The following is a 15,781-nucleotide window of genomic DNA, read 5'->3' as shown; positions in this document are numbered from 1 at the left end:
TGACCAAAACTTCACGTCAGATTCTCGTTGAGCCTCCTTTTACGTCGCTAAATCTCCGTTCTGTAAGGCTTTTCCTTTAATCCGCGCCTTGACGGTGTGGTGGGCGCATTCCTATAGTGTGCGCAAGTGGCGGAAAGTGGCATGAAGTGGGTTTTTTGAGCTCAAAACGATAAAAATTGGAGAAACGCTGACGTGTTTCGCGGAGCTAACGCTATCAGTCTCGATGCAAAGGGCCGTCTCGCCATGCCGAGCCGGTACCGTGACGAGCTCGATTCGCGCAGTTCCGGCCAATTGATCGTGACCATTGATGCCGTTGATCCATGCCTGTGTGTCTATCCGCTCGATGAGTGGGAAATTATTGAAACCAAGTTGCGCGCACTCCCTTCGCTTCGCGAAGAGAACCGTCGCCTGCAACGTTTATTGATTGGTAATGCCGTCGACCTCGAACTCGATGGCAGTGGTCGTTTCCTGGTTCCGCCGCGTTTGCGCGAATACGCCAAGCTCGATAAGCGCGCGATGCTGGTCGGCCAACTGAACAAGTTCCAATTGTGGGACGAGGATGCATGGAACGCGGTATCTGCCGCTGACCTTGCTGCTATTCAACAACCGGGCGCGATGCCTGATGAACTGCGTGATTTGATCCTGTGACTATTGATAGCGGCTTTAACCACATCACCGTACTGCTTGACGAAGCCGTCGAGGCTCTCGCCGTACGTCCTGATGGCTGCTATCTGGATGGCACGTTCGGGCGCGGCGGGCACAGTCGGTTGATCCTCAGCCAGCTCGGGCCGGACGGTCGACTCATCGGATTCGACAAGGATCCTCAAGCGATTGCCACCGGGCAAACGCTAGCGGCCGAAGACGGCCGCTTTGTCGTTGTGCAGCGCAGCTTTGCCGAGCTCGGTTCGGTGGTTGCCGAGCAAGGCCTGACCGGCAAGGTCAGCGGCATTCTGCTCGACCTCGGCGTGTCGTCGCCGCAGCTCGATGACGCCGAGCGCGGCTTCAGTTTCCTCAATGACGGGCCGCTGGACATGCGCATGGACCCGTCCCGCGGCATCAGCGCTGCTGAATTCGTCAACACCGCGCCAGTGGAAGAAATCGCCCGGGTGTTCAAGGAATACGGCGAAGAACGTTTTTCCGGGCGTATGGCCCGTGCCGTCGCCGAGCGCCGAGACATCAAGCCGTTCGAGCGCACCGCCGATCTGGCCGAAGTGCTGAAAGTCGCCAACCCGGCGTGGGAAAAGGGCAAGAACCCGGCTACCCGCGCGTTCCAGGGTTTGCGCATTCACGTCAATAACGAACTCGGCGATCTGGAAGCCGGCCTCGACGCCGCGCTTCAAGCGCTGGAAGTTGGCGGCCGTCTGGTGGTCATCAGCTTCCACTCGCTGGAAGACCGCATCGTCAAACTGTTCATGCGCAAGCTGGTGAAAGGCGAGGCCGACAACCTGCCGCGCAACCTGCCGGTTCGCCACGTCGCCTTCGAACCGAAAATCAAAATCCACGGCAAAGCGCAGACGGCCTCCGACGCCGAACTCAAAGCCAACCCACGTTCCCGTAGCGCCGTCATGCGTGTCGCGGAGAAGTTGCGGTGAGCAAGCTTTTCGCCAAACCACTGCCCGGCGGCAGCTTTCTGATGCTGCTGCTGTTTATCGGCGTGCTGTTTTCGGCCATTGCCGTGTCGTACAGCGCGCACTGGAACCGGCAGTTGCTCAACACCCTTTATAACGAACTCAGCGTGCGCGACAAGGCGCAGGCCGAGTGGGGGCGGCTGATTCTCGAGCAGAGCACCTGGACTGCGCACAGTCGCATCGAAGTGCTGGCCACCGAACAACTGAAAATGCACATCCCTGGCGCGGCTGACGTGAAGATGGTGGCGCCATGATGAAACTCGAAGGCGCACTGTTCCCATGGCGCTTCCGCCTGATGGTGGCGCTGCTCGGTCTGATGGTCGCGGCGATCTGCTGGCGCATCATCGACCTGCAAGTGGTCGACCGTGACTTCCTCAAAGGCCAGGGCGACGCGCGCAGCCTGCGCCACATTCCGATTCCGGCGCACCGTGGCCTGATCACCGACCGTAACGGCGAGCCTCTGGCCGTCAGTACGCCAGTGACCACGCTGTGGGCCAACGCCAAGGAAATGCAGTCGGCCAAAGAGAAGTGGCCGGCACTTGCCGCCGCGTTGGGCCAGAACCCGAAAGCCCTGAGCGAGCGCCTCGAAGCCCAGGCCAACAAAGAATTCATTTATCTGGTGCGCGGGCTGACCCCCGAGCAGGGCCAGGCTGTGCTCGATCTGAAAGTGCCGGGCGTCTATGGCATCGAAGAATTCCGTCGTTTCTATCCGGCCGGTGAAGTCACCGCGCACATGGTCGGCTTTACCGACATCGACGATCACGGTCGCGAAGGCGTCGAGCTGGCCTATGACGAATGGCTGGCCGGGGTGCCGGGCAAACGACAAGTCATCAAGGATCGCCGTGGCCGGCTGATCAAGGATGTTCAGGTCACCAAAAACGCCAAGGCCGGCAAGCCCTTGGCGTTGTCGATTGATCTGCGTCTGCAATACCTGGCCAACCGCGAACTGCGTAACGCGATCATCGAGAACGGCGCCAAGGCCGGCAGTCTGGTGATCATGGACGTGAAGACCGGCGAGATCCTGGCCATGGTCAACCAGCCGACCTACAACCCGAACAACCGTCGCAACCTGCAACCGGCGATGATGCGCAACCGCGCCATGATCGACGTGTTCGAACCGGGTTCGACCATGAAAGCCATTTCCATGAGCGCGGCGATCGAAACCGGCCGCTGGAAACCGAGCGACACCGTCGAGGTGTATCCGGGCTCGTTGCAGATCGGCAAATACACCATCAAAGACGTGTCGAAGACCGAAGGGCCGGTGCTCGATCTGACCGGCATCCTGATCAATTCCAGTAACGTCGGCATGAGTAAAGTCGCCTTCGATATCGGCGGCGAAACCATTTTCCGTCTCGCGCAGAAAGTCGGCCTCGGTCAGGACACCGGCCTGGGCTTCCCCGGCGAACGTGTCGGCAATCTGCCCAACTACCGCGAATGGCGCAAGGCTGAAACTGCAACCTTGTCTTACGGCTACGGTATTTCCGTGACCGCGATCCAGCTGGTGCATGCGTTCTCGGCACTGGCCAACAACGGCCGCCTCGCGCCGCTGACCCTGATCAAAACCGACAAGATGCCGCAGACCACCCAAGTGCTGCCGGAAGCCGTGGCGAAAACCATGCAGGGCATGTTGCAGCAAGTGATCGAAGCGCCGCGCGGAGTGTTCCGTGCGCAGGTGCCGGCTTATCACGTCGGCGGCAAGTCGGGTACCGCGCGCAAGACCTCGGTCGGCACCAAGGGCTACGCGGAAAACTCCTACCGTTCGCTGTTCGCCGGCTTCGGCCCGATGAGCGATCCGCGTTACGCCATCGTTGTGGTGATTGATGAGCCAACCAAGGCCGGTTACTTCGGTGGTCTGGTGTCGGCGCCAGTGTTCAGCCGTGTGATGTCCGGCACCCTGCGCCTGATGAACGTGACCCCGGACAACCTGCCGACCACCCAACAGGCCAATGCCACCCCGGTCGTTCCGCTGAAAGCCAATGGAGGGCGCGGCTGATGTCATTAAGTCTGAACAAGATATTCCCCCACGCCGGCCACGATCTGTTGATCCGTGAACTGGCGCTGGACAGCCGCAACGTGCGCGCCGGCGATCTGTTTCTCGCCGTGCCCGGTGGCCGCTTCGATGGCCGTGCGCACATCGCCGATGCCTTGCAACGCGGCGCGGCTGCCGTGGCTTATGAAGTCGAAGGCGCCACCGTGCTGCCGATCACTGACGTGCCGCTGATTCCGGTCAAGGGGCTGGCGGCGCAGCTGTCGGACATTGCCGGGCGTTTTTACGGTGAACCGAGTCACCACCTGAACCTGATCGGCGTCACCGGCACCAATGGCAAGACCAGCGTGACCCAACTGGTCGCGCAGGCGCTGGATCTGCTCGGCCAGCATTGCGGCATTGTCGGTACGCTGGGTTCCGGCTTCTATGGCGCGCTGGAAAGCGGCCTGCACACCACGCCGAACCCGATTGCCGTGCAAGCGACCTTGGGTGACCTGAAAAAGGCCGGCGCGAAAGCCGTGGCCATGGAAGTCTCGTCCCACGGTCTGGATCAGGGCCGGGTCACCGCGCTGGCCTTCGACGTGGCGGTGATGACCAACCTGTCCCGCGATCACCTGGATTATCACGGCACCATGCAGGCGTACGCCGAGGCCAAGGCCCGGCTGTTCGCCTGGAATGACCTGAAATGCCGCGTGGTCAACCTCGACGACGATTTCGGCCGGCAACTGGCGGCGGAAAAGCGCGAGTCGCGTTTGATCACCTACAGCCTGCTCGACAGCAGTGCCTACCTGTTCTGCCGCGAAGCGCAGTTCTACGACCACGGCGTACGCGCCACGCTGGTCACGCCGCAGGGCGAGCATCACCTGCGCAGCACATTGCTCGGCCGTTTCAACCTGAGCAACGTGCTGGCCGCAGTCGGCGCCTTGCTTGGCCTGGATTACGCCCTCGACGAAATTCTCAAAGTGCTGCCCAAGCTCGAAGGCCCGGCCGGGCGCATGCAGCGTCTGGGTGGCGGCACGCAGCCGCTGGTGGTGGTCGATTACGCCCATACCCCGGATGCGCTGGAAAAAGTTCTCACCGCACTGCGCCCGCACGTCAAAGGCCAACTGCTGTGCCTGTTCGGCTGCGGCGGGGATCGCGATCGTGGCAAACGTCCGTTGATGGCCGAAGTGGTCGAACGTCTGGCCGACCAGGTGCTGGTCACCGATGACAACCCGCGCACCGAAGATCCTGCGGTGATTTTCGACGACATCCGTGCCGGTTTTACCGCTGTGGATAAAGTCACCTTCGTCGCCGGTCGCGGCCAGGCCATTGCGCAATTGATTGCTGGCGCAACCGCTGATGACGTGATTGTGCTCGCCGGCAAAGGTCACGAGGACTATCAGGAAATCAACGGCGTGCGCCATGCGTTTTCCGATCTGGTCGAGGCTGATCACGCCCTGACCGCGTGGGAGGTGGCCCATGCTTAAGGCCCTGACACTCAGCGAATTGACCAACGCGCTCGAGGCCCGTTTGATCGGCGCCGACGCGAGTTTCGACGGCGTGAGCATCGACAGCCGTGCGATCCAGCCCGGCCAGCTGTTCATCGCCCTGACCGGTCCGCGTTTCGACGGTCATGATTATCTGAACGACGTTGCCGGCAAAGGCGCCGTGGCGGCACTGGTCGAGCGCGAAGTCGCCGACAGCGCGTTGCCGCAATTGCTGGTCAAGGACACCCGTCAGGCCCTCGGCCAACTCGGCGCGTTGAACCGTGCTGCGTTCACCCAGCCAGTAGCGGCGGTGACCGGTTCCAGTGGCAAGACCACGGTCAAGGAAATGCTCGCGAGCATCCTGCGCACGCGCGGTCCGGTGCTGGCGACCCGTGGCAACCTGAACAACGACCTCGGCGTACCGCTGACCCTGATCGAACTGGCGCCGGAACACACCTCGGCCGTGATCGAACTGGGCGCTTCGCGTCTCGGTGAAATCGCCTACACCGTCGGCCTGACCAAGCCGCATGTGGCGATCCTGAACAACGCCGGCACCGCTCACGTCGGTGAGTTCGGCGGTCCGGAAAAAATCGTCGAAGCCAAAGGTGAAATCATCGAAGGCCTGGCCGCCGATGGCATCGCCGTGCTCAACCTCGATGACAAGGCTTTCGGTATCTGGAAGACCCGCGCTGCCGGTCGTCAGGTGCTGACCTTCGCTCTCAGCAACAGCGAGGCGAATTTCCACGCCAGCGATCTGGCCACTGATGCCCGTGGTTGCCCGGCGTTCAACCTGCACACGCCAGAAGGTAGCGAGCGCGTGCAACTGAACCTGCTCGGTACTCATAACGTCGCCAATGCCCTGGCTGCCGCCGCTGCTGCCCACGCCTTGGGTGTTTCGCTGTTCGGCATCGCCACCGGCCTCGGCGCGGTGCAACCGGTCAAGGGGCGCACCGTCGCGCAACTGGCGAAAAACGGCATGCGCGTGATCGATGACACCTACAACGCAAACCCCACCTCGATGTGCGCGGCCGTTGATATACTCGCCGGCTTTTCCGGCCGCACCGTCCTGGTGCTCGGCGATATCGGCGAGTTGGGCGACTGGGCGGAGCAGGGGCACCGCGACGTGGGCGAGTACGCCCGAGGCAAGGTTTCCGCGCTTTACGCGGTCGGGCCGAACATGGTCCACGCGGTAAACGCTTTCGGTGAGCAGGCGCAGCACTTCGGCACCCAGGCCGAGCTGATCCAGGCCCTCGCCGCCGAGCAGGACACAAACACCACCATTTTGATCAAGGGTTCGCGCAGCGCAGCGATGGAAAACATCGTTGCGGCTCTGTGCGGGTCCAGTCTGGAGAAACATTAATGCTGCTGCTGCTAGCGGAGTATCTGCAACAGTTCTACAAAGGCTTCGCGGTCTTCCAGTACCTGACCCTGCGCGGGATTCTCGGTGTGCTGACCGCGCTGGTCTTGTCGCTGTGCTATGGCCCGTGGATGATCCGTACTCTGCAGAACCGTCAGATCGGCCAATCGGTACGTAACGATGGCCCGCAATCGCACCTGTCCAAATCCGGTACGCCGACCATGGGTGGCGCGCTGATTCTGTCGTCGATCGGCGTCAGCACCTTGCTCTGGGCTGACTTGAGCAACCGCTACGTTTGGGTGGTGCTGCTGGTGACCCTGCTGTTCGGCGCCATCGGCTGGGTCGACGATTACCGCAAAGTCATCGAGAAAAACTCCCGTGGCCTGCCGAGCCGCTGGAAGTATTTCTGGCAGTCGGTGTTCGGCCTCGGCGCAGCGATCTTCCTTTATATGACTGCCGCGACGCCGGTGGAAACCACGCTGATTCTGCCGATGCTCAAGGACTACAGTATTCCGCTGGGCGCCGGTTTCATCGTGCTGACCTACTTCGTGATTGTCGGTTCGAGCAACGCGGTCAACCTGACTGATGGTCTCGATGGTCTGGCGATCATGCCAACCGTGATGGTCGGCGGCGGCCTGGGGATTTTCTGCTACCTGTCGGGTAACGTGAAATTCGCCGAATACCTGCTGATTCCTTACGTGCCGGGCGCGGGCGAATTGATCGTGTTCTGCGGTGCGCTGATCGGTGCCGGTCTCGGTTTCCTCTGGTTCAACACCTATCCGGCGCAAGTGTTCATGGGCGACGTCGGTGCCCTGGCACTCGGCGCGGCACTGGGCACCATCGCGGTGATCGTCCGTCAGGAAATCGTCCTGTTCATCATGGGCGGCGTGTTCGTGATGGAAACCCTGTCAGTGGTCATTCAGGTTGCCTCCTTTAAGCTGACCGGTCGCCGCGTGTTCCGCATGGCGCCGATACACCACCACTTTGAACTCAAGGGCTGGCCCGAGCCGCGCGTGATCGTCCGTTTCTGGATCATCACCGTGATTCTCGTCCTGGTCGGCCTTGCCACCCTGAAGCTGAGGTAGAACGAGTGTCTCTGATCGCTTCTGACCACTTCCGCATCGTTGTCGGCCTCGGCAAGAGCGGCATGTCCCTGGTTCGCTTCCTGGCGAACCGGGGCACGTCGTTTGCTGTGGCCGACACGCGGGAAAATCCACCGGAACTGGCCACGCTCAAGCGTGACTATCCGCACGTGGAAGTGCGTTGGGGCGAGCTGGACGTCGAATTCCTCTGCCGTGCCGACGAGCTCTACGTGAGCCCCGGCCTGGCGCTGGCGACCCCGGCCCTGCAAGCCGCCGCTGCCCGTGGCGTGAAAATGTCCGGCGACATCGAACTGTTCGCGCGTAATGCGCGGGCGCCGATCGTCGCGATCACCGGTTCCAACGCGAAAAGCACCGTCACTACTCTGGTCGGCGAGATGGCGGCTGCTGCCGGCAAGCGCGTCGCCGTTGGCGGCAACCTCGGCACCCCGGCGCTGGATCTGCTCAGCGATGATGTCGAGTTGTACGTAATGGAGTTGTCGAGTTTCCAGCTGGAAACCACCGACCAGCTCAACGCCGAGGTCGCCACCGTACTGAACATCAGCGAAGACCACATGGATCGCTACAGCGGTCTGCCGGCCTATCACCTGGCCAAGCACCGGATCTTCCGGGGCGCGAAGCAGTTTGTGGTCAACCGTCAGGATGCCCTGAGCCGTCCATTGATCGGTGAAGGTCAGCCATGCTGGACCTTTGGCCTGAGCAAACCGGATTTCAAAGCGTTCGGCATTCGCGAAGAAGACGGCGAGAAGTATCTGGCCTTCGAATTCCAGAACCTGATGCCGGTGCGTGAACTGAAGATTCGCGGCGCGCACAACCAGTCCAACGCTCTCGCCGCATTGGCACTGGGTCACGCGGTGGGCCTGCCGTTCGACGCCATGCTCTCTGCATTGCGTACGTTTGCCGGCCTCGAGCATCGTTGCCAGTGGGTCCGCGATCTCGACGGCGTGGCCTATTACAACGATTCCAAAGCCACCAACGTTGGCGCCGCTCTGGCCGCCATCGAAGGTTTGGGCGCAGACATCGACGGCAAGGTCATTCTGATCGCCGGCGGTGACGGCAAAGGCGCCGAATTCAACGATCTGCGCGATCCGGTGGCGGCCAACTGCCGCGCTGTGGTGCTGATGGGCCGCGACTCCGACAAGATCGGCGCAGCCATCGGTGATGCCGTGCCGCTGATCCGTGCGTCCTCGCTGGTCGACGCCGTCGCGCAATGCCGCGCCGCTGCCCAACCGGGTGACGTGGTGCTGCTGTCGCCGGCCTGCGCCAGTTTCGACATGTTCAAGAATTACGAAGACCGTGGTCACCAGTTCGTCCGCGCTGTGGAGGAACTGGCATGAACCTGAGAAACATCATCAAGCCGTACCCGTCGCCGCTGATCACCGGGCGTGGCATCGACCTCGATTTCCCGATGCTCGCCGGTTGCCTGGCGCTGCTGGGTCTGGGGCTGATCATGATCGCTTCGGCGTCCACCGAAGTGGCGGCGGCGCAGTCGGGCAGTCCGCTGTATTACATGATTCGCCACCTTATCTATGTGGTGCTGGGTCTGGGCGCGTGCATTGTCACCATGATGATCCCGATCGCCACTTGGCAGCGCCTCGGCTGGATGATGCTGATCGGTGCGTTCGGCCTGCTGGTGATGGTGATCATTCCCGGCATCGGTCGCGAAGTGAACGGTTCGATGCGCTGGATCGGTTTCAGCTTCTTCAACGTGCAGCCGTCGGAAATCGCCAAGGTGTTCGTGGTGATCTACCTCGCCGGTTATCTGGTGCGCCGGCAGAAAGAAGTACGCGAGAGCTGGATGGGCTTCTTCAAGCCGTTCATCGTTCTGCTGCCAATGGCCGGTCTGTTGCTGATGGAGCCGGACTTCGGTGCCACCGTAGTCATGATGGGCGCGGCGGCGGCGATGCTGTTTCTTGGCGGGGTCGGGCTGTTCCGCTTCTCGCTGATGGTGGTGCTGGCGGTTGGCGCGGTGGTTTTGCTGATCCAGATGCAGCCCTATCGAATGGCGCGTCTGACCAACTTCGCCGACCCGTGGGCCGACCAGTTCGGCGCCGGTTATCAGTTGTCGCAGGCCTTGATCGCTTTCGGTCGCGGCGAGTGGCTGGGCGTCGGCCTGGGCAACAGCGTGCAGAAGCAGTTTTATCTGCCGGAAGCGCATACCGACTTCGTGTTCTCGGTACTCGCCGAAGAGCTCGGTGCGGTCGGTTCGCTGTGCACCGTCGCGCTGTTCGTGTTCGTGTGTATTCGCGGCATGTACATCGGCCTGTGGGCGGAGAAGGCCAAGCAGTTCTTCGCCGCTTACGTGGCTTACGGCTTGTCGTTCCTGTGGATTGGTCAGTTCCTGATCAACATCGGTGTGAACGTCGGCCTGCTGCCAACCAAGGGACTGACCTTGCCGTTCCTCAGTTACGGCGGCAGCTCGCTGGTGATCTGCTGTGCCTGTCTGGGTCTGTTGCTGCGCATCGAGTGGGAGAGTCGGACCCACCTGGGCAGCGAAGAGATGGAATTCCAGGAGAGCGACTTCGCCGAGGAGCCGACTCATGGGCGCTAACGTATTGATCATGGCCGGCGGTACCGGCGGCCACGTGTTCCCGGCGCTGGCCTGTGCCCGCGAGTTTCAGGCGCGCGGCTACACCGTGCACTGGCTCGGCACGCCACGGGGGATCGAAAACGAACTGGTTCCGGCGGCCGGGCTTGAACTGCACCGGATCAACGCCAGCGGTCTGCGCGGCAAGGGCAAGCTGTCGCTGCTCAAGGCGCCGCTGATGCTGCTGAAATCGGTGTGGCAGGCGCGGGCGATCATGCGCCGTCTGAAGCCGGTGTGCGTGGTTGGCTTCGGCGGTTATGTGACCGGCCCTGGTGGCCTTGCTGCGAAACTGGCCGGCGTGCCAGTGATCGTTCACGAGCAGAACGCTGTCGCCGGCACCGCCAATCGGTTGCTGGTGCCGTTCGCCGCCCGAGTGTGTGAAGCGTTCCCCGACACCTTTACTCTGTCGGACAGCCGCCGTACCACCGGAAATCCGGTGCGCAGCGAGCTGTTCCTCGAAACATCGCGACCGGCGCTGGCCGGGCGCAAGGCGCGTTTGCTGATCCTTGGCGGCAGCCTGGGCGCAGAACCGTTGAACAAATTGCTGCCTGAAGCCCTGGCCCAAGTCGCTGCCGACCTGCGCCCGGAAGTGTTTCATCAGGCCGGCAAAAATCACGATGAAGTGACTGCCGAGCGTTACCGCGCCGTGGGTGTGGAGGCGCAGGTGCAGCCGTTCATCAAAGACATGGCCCAGGCCTATGGCTGGGCTGACCTGGTGGTGTGCCGCGCTGGCGCGTTGACCATCAGTGAGCTGGCGGCCGCCGGTCTGCCCTCGATGCTGGTGCCTTTGCCCCACGCGATCGACGATCACCAGACCCGCAACGCCGATTATTTGGCCCGCGAAGGCGCTGCCTTCCTGATGCCGCAAAGAACGACTGGTGCCGCGGATCTTGCCGCGCGCCTGACAGAGGTCTTGATGCAACCGCAACGACTCGAAGCAATGGCCCAAGCGGCCCGCCGACTGGCCAAACCCGATGCCACCCGTAGCGTGGTCGATACCTGTCTGGAGGTGGCCCATGGTTGAGAATCAGAAAGCCATTCCACAACCGGAAATGCGCCGCATCCGCCGCATCCACTTCGTCGGCATCGGCGGCGTGGGCATGTGCGGTATCGCTGAAGTGTTGTTGAACCTGGGCTATCAAGTCTCCGGTTCCGACCTGAAAGCGTCCCCGGTCACCGAACGCCTGGAGTCGTTTGGCGCGCAGATCTTCATCGGTCACCGTGCCGAGAACGCCGCTACCGCCGACGTGCTGGTGGTGTCGAGCGCAGTGAACACGTCCAACCCGGAAGTGGCGACTGCCCTTGAGCGCCGCATTCCCGTAGTGCCGCGTGCAGAAATGCTCGCCGAGCTGATGCGCTATCGCCACGGCATCGCCGTCGCCGGTACCCATGGCAAAACCACCACCACCAGCCTGATCGCTTCGGTGTTCGCGGCCGGTGGTCTGGACCCGACGTTCGTTATCGGTGGCCGCCTCAATGCAGCGGGCACCAATGCCCAGCTCGGCACCAGCCGTTACCTGATCGCCGAAGCCGACGAAAGCGATGCGAGCTTCCTGCATCTGCAGCCGCTGGTGGCCGTGGTCACCAACATCGACGCCGACCACATGGCGACCTACGACGGTGACTTCAACAAACTGAAGAAAACCTTCGTCGAATTCCTGCACAACCTGCCGTTCTACGGTTTGGCGGTGATGTGCCTGGACGATCCGGTGGTGCGCGAAATCCTGCCGCTGGTGAAACGTCCGACCGTGACCTACGGCTTCAGCGAAGACGCCGACGTACGCGCAATCAATGTGCGCCAGCAGGGCATGCAGACCTTCTTTACGGTGCTGCGCCCGGATCGCGAGCCGCTGGACGTGTCGGTGAACATGCCCGGCAATCACAACGTGCTCAACTCGCTGGCGACCATCTGCATCGCCACCGACGAAGGCGTCAGCGATGAAGCCATCGTTCAGGGCCTGTCAGGCTTCCAGGGTGTTGGCCGACGCTTCCAGGTCTACGGCGAACTGCCGGTGGACGGCGGCAACGTGATGCTGGTCGACGACTACGGTCACCACCCGACCGAAGTCGCTGCCGTGATCAAAGCCGTGCGCGGTGGCTGGCCGGAGCGTCGTCTGGTGATGGTCTACCAGCCGCATCGCTACAGCCGCACCCGTGATCTGTACGACGACTTCGTCAATGTACTGGCCGACGCCAACGTGCTGCTGCTGATGGAAGTCTATCCGGCCGGCGAAGAGCCGATCCCGGGCGCCGACAGCCGCAAGCTGTGCAACAGCATCCGCCAGCGCGGTCAGCTCGACCCGATCTACATCGAGCGGGGCGTTGACCTGGCGCCGCTGGTCAAGCCGCTGCTGCGCGCCGGCGACATTCTGCTGTGCCAGGGCGCTGGTGATATCGGCGGTCTCGCGCCGAAGCTGTTGAAAAGTGAATTGTTCGCCGGCGCCGTGGCGGCGCCGGTCGAGGGGAAGTTGAAATGACTGCTGCCTACGCCAAGCTGTTCTCCACCATCGCGCCGAAAGACTTCGGCCGCGTCGCCGTGCTCTTCGGCGGCCTGAGTGCCGAGCGTGAGGTTTCGCTGAAATCCGGCAACGCCGTGCTCGAAGCGCTGCAAAGCGCTGGCGTCGACGCGTTCGGTATCGATGTGGGCGAAGACTTCCTGCAGCGTCTGCTCAGCGAAAAGATCGACCGCGCGTTCATCATTCTCCACGGTCGCGGCGGTGAAGACGGCAGCATGCAGGGCCTGCTCGAGTGCGCGGGCATCCCGTACACCGGCAGCGGCATTCTTGCTTCCGCACTGGCGATGGACAAGCTGCGTACCAAGCAGGTCTGGCACAGTCTCGGGATTCCGACGCCGCGTCACGCCGTACTGTGCAGCGAAGCCGATTGTATTTCCGCAGCGACGGAACTGGGCCTGCCTTTGATCGTCAAACCGGCGCATGAAGGTTCAAGTATCGGGATGGCCAAAGTGAATTCTGCGTCCGAGTTGATCGACGCATGGAAAGCGGCCAGTACCTACGATTCGCAAGTGTTGGTCGAGCAATGGATTCAAGGTCCGGAGTTCACCATCGCCACCCTGCGTGACCAGGTGTTGCCTCCTATCGCCCTGGGTACACCGCACACGTTCTACGACTACGACGCCAAGTACATCGCCAACGATACCCAGTACCGCATTCCGTGCGGGCTCGACGCGGCCAAGGAACAGGAACTCATGGAACTCACGGCCAAGGCCTGTGAGGCGCTGGGTATCGCCGGTTGGGGCCGGGCGGACGTGATGCAGGACGCCGACGGGCAGTTCTGGTTCCTCGAAGTCAATACCGCACCGGGCATGACCGATCACAGCCTGGTGCCGATGGCGGCGCGGGCTGCCGGTCTGGATTTCCAGCAACTGGTTCTGGCCATTCTGGCCGCCAGCGTTGAAGACGCAGGCGCAACAGAGGCGCGAGGTTAAGACCATGCAAGGCGCTCATCTCAGACATCAGCCACCCGCACCCGGCCGCAAGCCGGTGCCGCGGGGTGCCAGCCGAATGGTGGCGAAAGAGCCGATGTCCGCGCGCCTGCCGAAAGCCAATTTCAGCTTTCTGAAAAGCCTGTTCTGGCCAGTGCTGCTGGTGGCGCTGGGCTTTGGCACCTACGAAGGCGCGCAGCGTTTGCTGCCGTACGCCGACCGCCCGATCAGCAAGATCGCGGTGCAGGGCGACCTCAGCTACATCAGCCAGCAGGCGGTGCAGCAGCGGATCGCGCCGTTCGTGGCGTCGAGCTTCTTCACCATCGACCTCGCCGGTATGCGTACCGAGCTCGAGCAGATGCCCTGGATCGCCCACGCCGAAGTGCGTCGGGTGTGGCCGGATCAGGTGGTGATCCGCCTCGAAGAGCAATTGCCGGTGGCGCGTTGGGGCGATGAGTCGTTGCTCAACAACCAGGGCCAGGCGTTCACGCCCAAGGAACTGGCGAATTATGAACACCTGCCGCAGCTGTTCGGCCCACAACGGGCTCAGCAGCAGGTGATGCAGCAGTATCAGGTGCTGAGCCAGATGTTGCGGCCGCTGGGTTTTTCGATTGCACGCCTGGAATTGCGTGAACGCGGCAGCTGGTTCCTGACCACCGGTGCCGGCAGTTCCGGCCCCGGCATCGAGTTGCTGCTGGGACGCGGCAACCTGGTGGAAAAGATGCGCCGCTTCATCGCCATCTATGACAAGACGCTGAAAGAGCAGATTACGAACATTGCGCGCATCGATCTGCGCTACGCCAACGGCCTCGCTGTTGGCTGGCGGGAACCCGTAGCGCCGACGACAGCCCAACCCGCTGTCGCAAAGAATTAAGAAGAGGCAGGACCCATGGCAAACGTGCAAAGCGGCAAAATGATCGTCGGTCTGGATATCGGCACCTCCAAAGTGGTGGCGCTGGTAGGCGAGGTCGCGGACGACGGCCAGCTGGAAATCGTCGGGATCGGCACGCATCCGTCCCGCGGCCTGAAGAAGGGCGTGGTGGTCAACATCGAGTCCACCGTGCAGTCGATCCAGCGCGCGATCGAAGAAGCCCAACTGATGGCCGGCTGCCGCATTCACTCGGCGTTCGTCGGCGTGGCCGGCAATCACATCCGCAGCCTGAATTCCCACGGCATCGTTGCGATCCGTGATCGTGAAGTCAGCTCGGCGGACCTTGAGCGTGTACTCGACGCCGCCCAGGCCGTGGCGATCCCGGCTGACCAGCGCGTGCTGCACACCCTGCCGCAGGATTACGTGATCGATAACCAGGAAGGCGTGCGCGAGCCGCTGGGCATGTCCGGCGTGCGTCTGGAAGCCAAGGTTCACGTGGTCACCTGCGCCGTCAACGCTGCACAGAACATTGAAAAATGCGTGCGTCGCTGCGGTCTGGAAATCGACGACATCATTCTTGAGCAACTGGCCTCGGCCTACTCGGTGCTGACCGACGACGAAAAAGAACTGGGCGTGTGTCTGGTCGACATCGGCGGCGGCACCACCGACATCGCGATCTTCACCGAAGGCGCGATCCGTCACACCGCGGTGATCCCGATTGCCGGTGATCAGGTGACCAACGACATCGCCATGGCGTTGCGCACCCCGACCCAGTACGCCGAAGAGATCAAGATCCGTTACGCCTGCGCCCTGGCCAAACTGGCCGGTGCCGGCGAAACCATCAAGGTGCCGAGCGTTGGCGACCGTCCACCGCGCGAACTGTCGCGTCAGGCCCTGGCCGAAGTGGTCGAGCCGCGTTACGACGAACTGTTCACCCTGATCCAGGCCGAGCTGCGTCGCAGCGGCTACGAAGACCTGATCCCGGCGGGCATCGTGCTCACCGGCGGTACGTCGAAAATGGAAGGCGCCACTGAACTGGCCGAAGAAATCTTCCACATGCCGGTGCGCCTCGGTGTGCCGCATGGCGTGAAAGGTCTGGATGACGTGGTACGCAACCCGATTTATTCCACTGGCGTCGGCTTGTTGATGTACGGGCTGCAGAAGCAGTCCGACGGAGTTTCGTTCTCCGGCATCGGCAGCCGCGACAGCTACAGCAGCGAAGAGCCTCAGGCGCCGTTGCTGGACCGACTGAAAAAGTGGGTTCAGGGCAATTTTTAAAAGCAGCCTGGAGCGACAAGCTTCAAGCGGCAAGCAACTGCAGTAGATACACCGCTACA

The 15,781-nt window shown here is 62.2% G+C and carries 14 protein-coding genes; all 14 read left to right on the top strand.

The genetic code is table 11. The features are described 5' to 3' along the window. Window positions 1–192 precede the first annotated feature (192 nt). The 14 genes from mraZ to ftsA are packed head-to-tail and all read left to right on the top strand — an operon-like array spanning window position 193 to window position 15,722. Window positions 193–648, top strand: a complete 456-nt coding sequence (gene mraZ / locus ACYSTU_RS03590) for a division/cell wall cluster transcriptional repressor MraZ (RefSeq protein WP_007917012.1) — start codon at window positions 193–195, stop codon at window positions 646–648. Next, the gene (rsmH, locus tag ACYSTU_RS03585) at window positions 645–1,592 is read left to right on the top strand and encodes a 16S rRNA (cytosine(1402)-N(4))-methyltransferase RsmH (protein ID WP_016773268.1); all 948 of its coding nucleotides are present in this window, start codon (window positions 645–647) and stop codon (window positions 1,590–1,592) included. The genes mraZ and rsmH overlap by 4 nt, the downstream gene beginning before the upstream one ends. Beyond that, window positions 1,589–1,882, top strand: coding sequence for a cell division protein FtsL (ftsL, locus tag ACYSTU_RS03580; protein WP_016773269.1), 294 nt, complete (start codon window positions 1,589–1,591; stop codon window positions 1,880–1,882). The genes rsmH and ftsL overlap by 4 nt, the downstream gene beginning before the upstream one ends. Then, on the top strand, window positions 1,882–3,621 hold the full coding sequence (locus ACYSTU_RS03575; RefSeq protein WP_174823877.1) for a peptidoglycan D,D-transpeptidase FtsI family protein: 1,740 nt from the start codon (window positions 1,882–1,884) through the stop codon (window positions 3,619–3,621). Before ftsL ends, ACYSTU_RS03575 begins: the two co-directional genes overlap by 1 nt. Continuing rightward, window positions 3,621–5,084 (top strand): UDP-N-acetylmuramoyl-L-alanyl-D-glutamate--2,6-diaminopimelate ligase, encoded by a 1,464-nt coding sequence (locus ACYSTU_RS03570; RefSeq protein ID WP_498996030.1) that lies wholly within the window; start codon window positions 3,621–3,623, stop codon window positions 5,082–5,084. Before ACYSTU_RS03575 ends, ACYSTU_RS03570 begins: the two co-directional genes overlap by 1 nt. Further along, on the top strand, window positions 5,077–6,444 hold the full coding sequence (locus ACYSTU_RS03565) for a UDP-N-acetylmuramoyl-tripeptide--D-alanyl-D-alanine ligase (protein WP_024014246.1): 1,368 nt from the start codon (window positions 5,077–5,079) through the stop codon (window positions 6,442–6,444). Before ACYSTU_RS03570 ends, ACYSTU_RS03565 begins: the two co-directional genes overlap by 8 nt. Continuing rightward, window positions 6,444–7,526, top strand: a complete 1,083-nt coding sequence (mraY, locus tag ACYSTU_RS03560; RefSeq protein WP_016773275.1) for a phospho-N-acetylmuramoyl-pentapeptide-transferase — start codon at window positions 6,444–6,446, stop codon at window positions 7,524–7,526. The genes ACYSTU_RS03565 and mraY overlap by 1 nt, the downstream gene beginning before the upstream one ends. A 5-nt stretch (window positions 7,527–7,531) precedes the next feature. After that, window positions 7,532–8,878, top strand: coding sequence for a UDP-N-acetylmuramoyl-L-alanine--D-glutamate ligase (murD, locus tag ACYSTU_RS03555; protein ID WP_498996025.1), 1,347 nt, complete (start codon window positions 7,532–7,534; stop codon window positions 8,876–8,878). After that, entirely contained in the window at window positions 8,875–10,092 is a 1,218-nt protein-coding gene (gene ftsW, locus ACYSTU_RS03550; RefSeq protein ID WP_016773276.1) for a putative lipid II flippase FtsW, read from the top strand. Before murD ends, ftsW begins: the two co-directional genes overlap by 4 nt. After that, the gene (gene murG, locus ACYSTU_RS03545) at window positions 10,082–11,152 is read left to right on the top strand and encodes an undecaprenyldiphospho-muramoylpentapeptide beta-N-acetylglucosaminyltransferase (RefSeq protein WP_122611820.1); all 1,071 of its coding nucleotides are present in this window, start codon (window positions 10,082–10,084) and stop codon (window positions 11,150–11,152) included. The genes ftsW and murG overlap by 11 nt, the downstream gene beginning before the upstream one ends. Beyond that, the gene (murC, locus tag ACYSTU_RS03540) at window positions 11,145–12,605 is read left to right on the top strand and encodes a UDP-N-acetylmuramate--L-alanine ligase (RefSeq protein ID WP_125917615.1); all 1,461 of its coding nucleotides are present in this window, start codon (window positions 11,145–11,147) and stop codon (window positions 12,603–12,605) included. The genes murG and murC overlap by 8 nt, the downstream gene beginning before the upstream one ends. After that, a complete protein-coding gene (locus ACYSTU_RS03535; protein WP_016773280.1) occupies window positions 12,602–13,576 on the top strand; it encodes a D-alanine--D-alanine ligase in 975 nt (324 codons plus the stop codon). The genes murC and ACYSTU_RS03535 overlap by 4 nt, the downstream gene beginning before the upstream one ends. A gap of 4 nt (window positions 13,577–13,580) precedes the next feature. Continuing rightward, window positions 13,581–14,447, top strand: a complete 867-nt coding sequence (locus ACYSTU_RS03530) for a cell division protein FtsQ/DivIB (RefSeq protein WP_039761388.1) — start codon at window positions 13,581–13,583, stop codon at window positions 14,445–14,447. 15 nt (window positions 14,448–14,462) lie between these two features. Continuing rightward, window positions 14,463–15,722, top strand: a complete 1,260-nt coding sequence (gene ftsA, locus ACYSTU_RS03525) for a cell division protein FtsA (RefSeq protein ID WP_016773282.1) — start codon at window positions 14,463–14,465, stop codon at window positions 15,720–15,722. The last annotated feature ends 59 nt before the right edge of the window (window positions 15,723–15,781 follow it).

This window comes from Pseudomonas glycinis (assembly GCF_054871425.1).
The sequence above is the reverse complement of the archived record's forward strand: the minus strand, read 5'-3'. Positions and strand labels throughout refer to the sequence as shown.